We start from the raw sequence: 6,900 nt of genomic DNA on the forward strand, positions 1-6,900 counted from the left end.
TAAAAGGCAACGGAGATAATCCGTTGCCTAAGACATCTTCYACTCGAGAATTTCAACACTTAGACTGGGATAATTGGCCTGAAGTTCTGAAATGCGATTCATTAATTGAGTTTTATCAAAGCTGGAAGAGATAATATCTTGATCCGGTCTAAAGGTAACGCTGGTACCTGTCTCCTTTGTTACCCCGATTATTAATAGTTCAGATTGCGGGATTCCATGTTTGTAATCTTGACGAAACACTTTGCCTTCACGGCGAATCTCTACGGACAATCTCTCTGAGAGTGCATTAACCACAGCCATATTAATTCCTTTAAGTCCACCTGGGGCGACTACAGAAGCACTTGAATTATAGTGTCCTATTTCCGTAAGAACTGTTTGTACTGGTGTCTTGTTTGAATTAGGTAGGGCCTGAATTGGAATGCCTCGTCCATTATCAGCAACAGTAACACTCCCATCATTCTGAAGAAATATACTTATTTCGGAACAGTATCCGGCTTCATGCTCTAGTACAGAATTTTCGAGCACAGCCCATATAAGATGGTTGGGATCGTATCCCTCGTGTTGTTCTCCTAGATATGTTCCTGCATTATTTCTTGCTTCATTAAGCTCCATATAATTACTTGTATCAAGAAGGTCGGATATTGCAGAGAGTAACAAGAGTAAAGGCAGTGTTCGGTGAGGGGGAAGGGAGTATCTACCACCTCGTTCCTCCTGAACTAAAAGGTCGGCTCCAAGTAAAGCTTTAGTGTGGTGGTAAAGTTGCCCGGTAGTTCCCATGTTTAATTGATCTACAATTTCTGAACCAGTAAGTGGTCCGTGCAACACAGTGGTTAAGATGTCCAATCGCTGCTTATTACCGAGAGCAGCTAGCACTTTTGCTCCCTTATCACTGTCGAGGTCAAGCAATTGACTAACATTTCTTTGTTGAGGATCCCATCTGAACCCTTTTTGTCCACGATATTGACCGGAATAAAAGATCGTACCTAAATCATTCTCAACTTCTGTTATAGAGCTAACCTTTCTAAAATCATTTAAATATAACGGTTTGTGTGACGATTGAAGATCGATAAACTGACTTAGAAGTTGTTTAAGCTCATTTACTTCCCCCGTAAGAATATCCAACTCCATTCCGTAATCCCTAGAAGTATTCAACTAATATCACCTCTTTGAAGTTATTTAAAAACGTAATTACGTAACTACGTATATATTATCATGAGGGTACTCGCTTGTAAATAACATCTAATAAAATTATTAGAAACTGATTCGGATTGACGAAGGTTGAGAAGTTTTGCTTGCTGGGATTAACGTAAGGGGAAGGATAGTTAAAAACAATTAAGAAAATAACCTAATTTAATATAATGGTCATGGATATTATGTTAAATAGCTTAATTTTATTGATTTCTTTAAAATTATCTCTTGATAAACTGTGGAAATAAAGTTGTAGAAACCGTTGTTAGTCGAGGTAGAAATAGAGTTTTTTCCAGCTGTGATTCAACATCACATGCAGAAATAGATGCTAAAGAAAGGCTGGACATAAGATATTAGATGTTGAAAGCAAAAAAAATGTTGTAAACAACGGGCTTACGTTATATACGACGTGTGAGCCCTGCCCAATGTGTACGGGGGACTATAGTACTCTAATTGAAATTGTGGCTGCTCCCTACTCTGATTTAGAAATTAGGCAAACGAATGTTGGCTGAATGGAAGAATAATCGGGGTTACACCGATACTCATTGGAATAAAGAATTGATACGTGACGCGGAGTGTTAAATTACGATGGTCTTTTTCCCAGTTGATTAACCTAACGGGAAACGAAAGTTCAATATAAAGCCAACACCGTCATCCACTGGTTGGTGTTTCCGTTGTTGAGATCTTGATTCGGTTTTAATAGAAATCACATTAAACCTGTAAACGGGATTAGTCCTAAAAAGAAACGACCAACTATTTCTGCCACCTATCTGGCTTATACGATACCCATCTGATATTGGAGTTTGTTCTTTGGTTTTACTTAATCAGCATTCGTTTCTCAGCTAACGGGAAACGATAGTTGAACAAACATGGAGTAGTTTGCTACGGCAGCTGCTCCCTTTCTTTGTTAAGCTAACTGGCAGTATAGTTCAATTTAATTCATCTTGCACATTTCCTTTTTTAGGGTTTTACTGCATAATTATATTGAATAATTCCTTAAAAGGTAGCGAGCTATTATGTTCCAATTATAGGGGCAGAGGTGTTGAAAGTGGTAAAGAAACGAAGTGTCATGGCACTCGTCAGGCGAAGAGGGTTTCAACAATTTTTAAATCTATGTCTCAAGTATAAGTATTGGTATATGTCCGTTATTTTGCTACAGCTGTGCGGCACTGGCGCTTCGTTGATGCTGGCAGAAATGAGCAGACGTCTTTTTGACGGCGGAACAAGCCTGTCGCAAAACGAGTTATACATGCTTCTCGTCGGAATAATCGGTTTCGTAGCGCTCGGGCTCATCTGTACGGTTTTGGCCCGTATATGCAATCAAATAGTCAATACGAATGTCGTGTTCTCGATGCGGCAAATCATGCTGTCGAAACTGATAGACTTGTCGCTAAGCGAGCACGAAACCCGGCATAGCTCACGCTCCGAGAATTTGCTATTTAATGAACTTGAGGTATTCAAGCATTTTATCGTTTTCGATATTCTCAAATTGATTGCGTTACCATTCTCATTCGTAGCGGTTGGCGTCTATTTGCTGAAGGTCCACCCGCTTTTGGGGATTGTCGCTATACTAGTTGGCCCCCTGCAGCTGCTCAGCAATTTTGTCGTGAAAGAATCGTTCAAGGACCTGGTTTCCAGGCAACAGGAGCACGGCGGCGAGGTGTTTTTCCATTTGGGAGAGACGCTCGCGGGTATGCGTGAAATTAAGATGAATCAACTGGAGACTTCCGCCACTCATCGTTTTCGGGAAATTTGTGATCGCGGAATCAAGCTCTGGGTCGCCATCGAGAAAATGGAGGCGATCCGTGATCTCATAAGGATTCTTCCAGAGAAGCTTGGCTATTTCTTCGGCATCGGGATTGGCGCGATCCTGATGGTGAACGGTCAGATCGGCCCTGGAGCACTCGTTGCATTTATCACTCTGCTTGACCGGGCAAGTGCGCCGTTCGCCGACATTACGGGTATCATTAATTCGTTGCAAAGAGTGTCGGCCGGAACGGAAAGCTTGCTGGACACGATGGAGATGGACTCCGAGGACAAGGGTGGAGATCGAATCCTGCAGCTCACACCGCCAGCCATCGAGTTTCAAAATGTTACGTTCGCGTATCCTGAAGGTCAACCTGTTCTGAAGAATGTCAGCTTCCAGATATCGGCCGGTCAGTCTATGGCGCTTGTCGGGCCTAGCGGAGGGGGAAAAAGCACAATTATTAAACTTCTCTATCGAGTATATACGCCTCAAGCAGGAACCATACACATTAACGGTGTGCCCATTCAGGACTATTCACTTGAATCTTTGCGCGGTTGTCTCGCAGCCGTGACACAGGACATCTACTTATTCGACGGCACCGTAAGGGAAAACATCGCGGTAGGTCAACTGAAAGCCGGCGATCCGGAGATTCGGTTGGCGGCGGAGTTATCGCAATCACTTGAATTTATCGAGGATTTGCCAGAGCGATTTGATACCCGGGTAGGCGAACGAGGAATCAAGCTTTCCCAGGGACAGAAGCAGCGGATCGGCATCGCGCGGGCGATTCTGCGCAATGCATCTATACTTATTCTTGACGAGCCTACTTCCGCTTTGGATGTGGAGACCGAATCACTATTGCAGCAGCGGCTTGCCGACTGGTCAGGAGACAGCACAAAAATCATAATTGCACATCGGCTATCGACTATTCGTAATGTCGGTGTAGTGGTATTTCTGGAAAAAGGACGAATCAGGGAGTCGGGAAGTCCCGCAACCTTAATCCGCAATGGCGGACGCTTCATGGATTACTGGCATAAACAGCAGATTAGCGAATTTGTTGGTGATTTCTGACCGTTTTGCTACGCGAAGCCGGTGACATTCCCAGGCCTTCACCGAGCCGGTAAAGGTAAGCGTTTGGAGTTTACGGTGAGAGATGGGAAATTAAGCTAAGGGGATACGATAGTTGAAAAACACAAATTGATATGAGCAGGCACTTCAGTGGACTGCTCATTACATTAAACTAACAGGTCGATTAGCCTAGTGGTCAGCATTATTTCACAATTAATGAGGACCGATTATTGTAAAAAGACAGCGACTAAATATGATTCGGAAACAGCGGTACATTACAGATATTATGATTCCATAAATGTGGATGAGAGTACGGCCGAGGAGAGTAAGGTGACGGTACTTATTACGGTGGGGGTAGAATCAACGACACATTCCTTGGCCTTAGGTTTGCAGAAAGAAAATAAGGTATGGAAGCTTGATATATATCATTTGATAAAAGAATATAAAAATAAAGCAAGCAAGAACAAACCATAATATCTCATCCTCAACCCAACAACTGTTACGCTAAAGGAGAACGATAGTTTAGAATCTTGTGTTGTCAAGGCTCTTTTTTGTTTGTTGAACTAACAGAAGTGGACTATGAGATATTTAACTATAAAGGATGGGATGAATGGAGCTATGCGTAATTCACCGAGGATTTCAGAGGAACACCTTCGATCCTGTCTAAAGGAGCAGTATAATTTGACTCCCGCTACACTTGAGTTTCTTCCGCTGGGACTTGATTACAGCTCCGCAGTGTATCATGTGGTTAGCGAGCAGGGAACTGCCTATCTGCTCAAAGTCACGTCTAGGCCTTTATACGAACCACAATATCTTGTTCCTCGATATCTCAACGATCAGGGGATTACAGGTATCGTGGATCCCATTTCTACTAGGAGCGGTACCCTGTGGACCCATCTAGAGGATTGGACAATCGTTGTCTATCCCTTTATCAACGGGGAGTCAAGCTTCAAGGGGATGACAGCCGAGCAGTGGAATAAGTTGGGGACTATCTTTAAACGGATTCACCAGTTCATTTTGCCGCCTGAAGGATTTAAGTCGTTCCGACAGGAGACCTTTGATCCGACGGAATATGTTCGATGGATACGAACCTTTGAGCATCAACTTGCACTCTTTGAAGGCGGAAGTATTTTGGAGCGTACACTTCATGCTTCTTGGGTAGAGCATAGGTTGACGATACACAAGAAGTTGACCTCATTGGAAAAGCTGGCAGGGTTGCTCCAATCGCGAACAATACCGTATGTAATATGTCACGCGGATCTTCATCCAGCCAATTTGATCCGAGATCAGGCTGGGCAAGTGTTTGTAATCGATTGGGACGAGGTGATGTTCGCTCCCAAAGAGCGTGATTTCATCTTTGTCAGTCATCCACATGCCCATGCATTTTTTCAGGGGTACGGAGCCGTAGAGGTTGATGAGAAAGTGCTCACCTACTACCGCTTAGAAAGGGTCCTTCAGGATCTAATTGAGTGTGCTCGAAACGTGTGGATCAGGGATGATTTAGGGGAAGAAACCAAGGCGGATGCAATCAAGTTGTTTCAAAGTATCTTGGCGGAGGAAGCAGCTTGGTAGACCGTAGTATTGATCTTTTTTTAAACACCCATTTTGCGTGAATCATTTCGATAACGGGTACGATGACGGAATAATAATGACAGGAGCAGGCACTGAGGCAGTCTGCTACTGATCCCTGATGATGAGGGACTTGAAGGACAGATCGAGAAAATAGAGTCCAATCACTTTGTTGTGGATTGTTTAGGCTAGGCAAACAAAGGAAAAAAGGCGCTATTGATAAGTTGGGTACAAGGTTCAATCGTTTATGTTGTTTATGTGGAACCTGTGAAGATCAGAAAGAGTATTGCAAAGAAGAAGCCTTTTGTACTTACAGTAAAAGAGATTGTACTGTTAACTAAAGAAGGGAATCATTAAGTTAACGGGTAGCGATAGTTCAACCCAAGAAGGGCTGCCATAAGTCCTGAGAGGAGAAAATGAGGTCGCAACACTAAATAAGGTTTTTGGTTTATTAATAATGTCGCGATTACTTGGAACTGTTCTTACACAGGTATTACTGGTGCCGCTGCTTATTGGATTAATTGGATGGTTTCGGTTTATTAATGCACTCAAAAGAAGTGTAGAAAAGATATACAGTTCATTAAGCTAACGGGCAGGTTAACGTGGTAAAGTATGATGTATTTCAAGGAAAATAGCTGTATAATTGTGTGAAAAAACAAGGGGCTTTTGAGGATGAATAGAGTTGCTTATTTAGGTCCAAAGGGGACATTTTCAGAAGAAGCTGCACATCAGTTTTTTTCTGAACAAACAATTTGGGTTATGTATTAATCCATAATGGATGTCTTAGAAGCCGTTCATAACGAAGAAGTCGATAAATGTATTGTCCCAATTGAAAATTCAATAGCTGGTAACATTCATATGACCGTTGATGGTTTGTTGATGTACGACTTGCATATTGAGGCTGATCTTATTTTTACAGTTTCTCTTCACTTGATCGGAAATCAAGATAGCAACATTAATACGATTAGTAAAATAAGTTCGATAAGTCCTGCAATAAGTCAATGTAGAGACTTCATTAAAAAGCATGGTTTTAAATGTGAATACACAGATAGTACAGCTAAGGCCGCGCAATTGGTTAAAGATTCAAATGATAATAATATTGCCGCGATTGCCTCTAAATTGGTCGCTGGTGAGCATGGTCTTAAAATACTTGAGAGTGAGATACAAGACAATTCAATAAATCATACTCGATTCATCGTTGTAGGTAAAGGCATAGTRGAACGTGCAGAGCAAAAGAAAACCATGATGTTGATTAACCCAAACAATGAATACCCTGGGGTGCTTTCCTCGATTTTAAATGTATTCTCTGCACTGGGGATTAACCTCACGTG

Annotated in this window: 4 protein-coding genes and 1 pseudogene; 4 read left to right on the forward strand and 1 reads right to left on the reverse strand. The window is 42.3% G+C overall.

Features of this window, described 5'->3' with window-relative positions:
- Window positions 1-27: 27 nt before the first annotated feature.
- A complete protein-coding gene (locus tag AC1DLI_RS31950; protein ID WP_477609376.1) occupies window positions 28-1,152 on the reverse strand; it encodes an ATP-binding protein in 1,125 nt (374 codons plus the stop codon).
- Window positions 1,153-2,236: 1,084 nt separating this feature from the next.
- Between AC1DLI_RS31950 and AC1DLI_RS31955 the strand changes: the two genes are divergently transcribed.
- The 4 genes and pseudogenes from AC1DLI_RS31955 to AC1DLI_RS31970 form a co-directional block, all read left to right on the forward strand.
- Window positions 2,237-4,003 (forward strand): ABC transporter ATP-binding protein, encoded by a 1,767-nt coding sequence (locus AC1DLI_RS31955; RefSeq protein ID WP_477609388.1) that lies wholly within the window; start codon window positions 2,237-2,239, stop codon window positions 4,001-4,003.
- Window positions 4,004-4,330: 327 nt separating this feature from the next.
- Window positions 4,331-4,474, forward strand: a complete 144-nt coding sequence (locus AC1DLI_RS31960; protein WP_477609378.1) for a hypothetical protein — start codon at window positions 4,331-4,333, stop codon at window positions 4,472-4,474.
- 207 nt (window positions 4,475-4,681) lie between these two features.
- On the forward strand, window positions 4,682-5,572 hold the full coding sequence (locus AC1DLI_RS31965) for a phosphotransferase enzyme family protein (protein ID WP_477609380.1): 891 nt from the start codon (window positions 4,682-4,684) through the stop codon (window positions 5,570-5,572).
- Between the two features lie 669 nt (window positions 5,573-6,241).
- Window positions 6,242-6,900: pseudogene (locus tag AC1DLI_RS31970) on the forward strand (prephenate dehydratase); the annotation flags it as partial.

The sequence above is a fragment of the Paenibacillus sp. 01T443 genome (assembly GCF_056398325.1).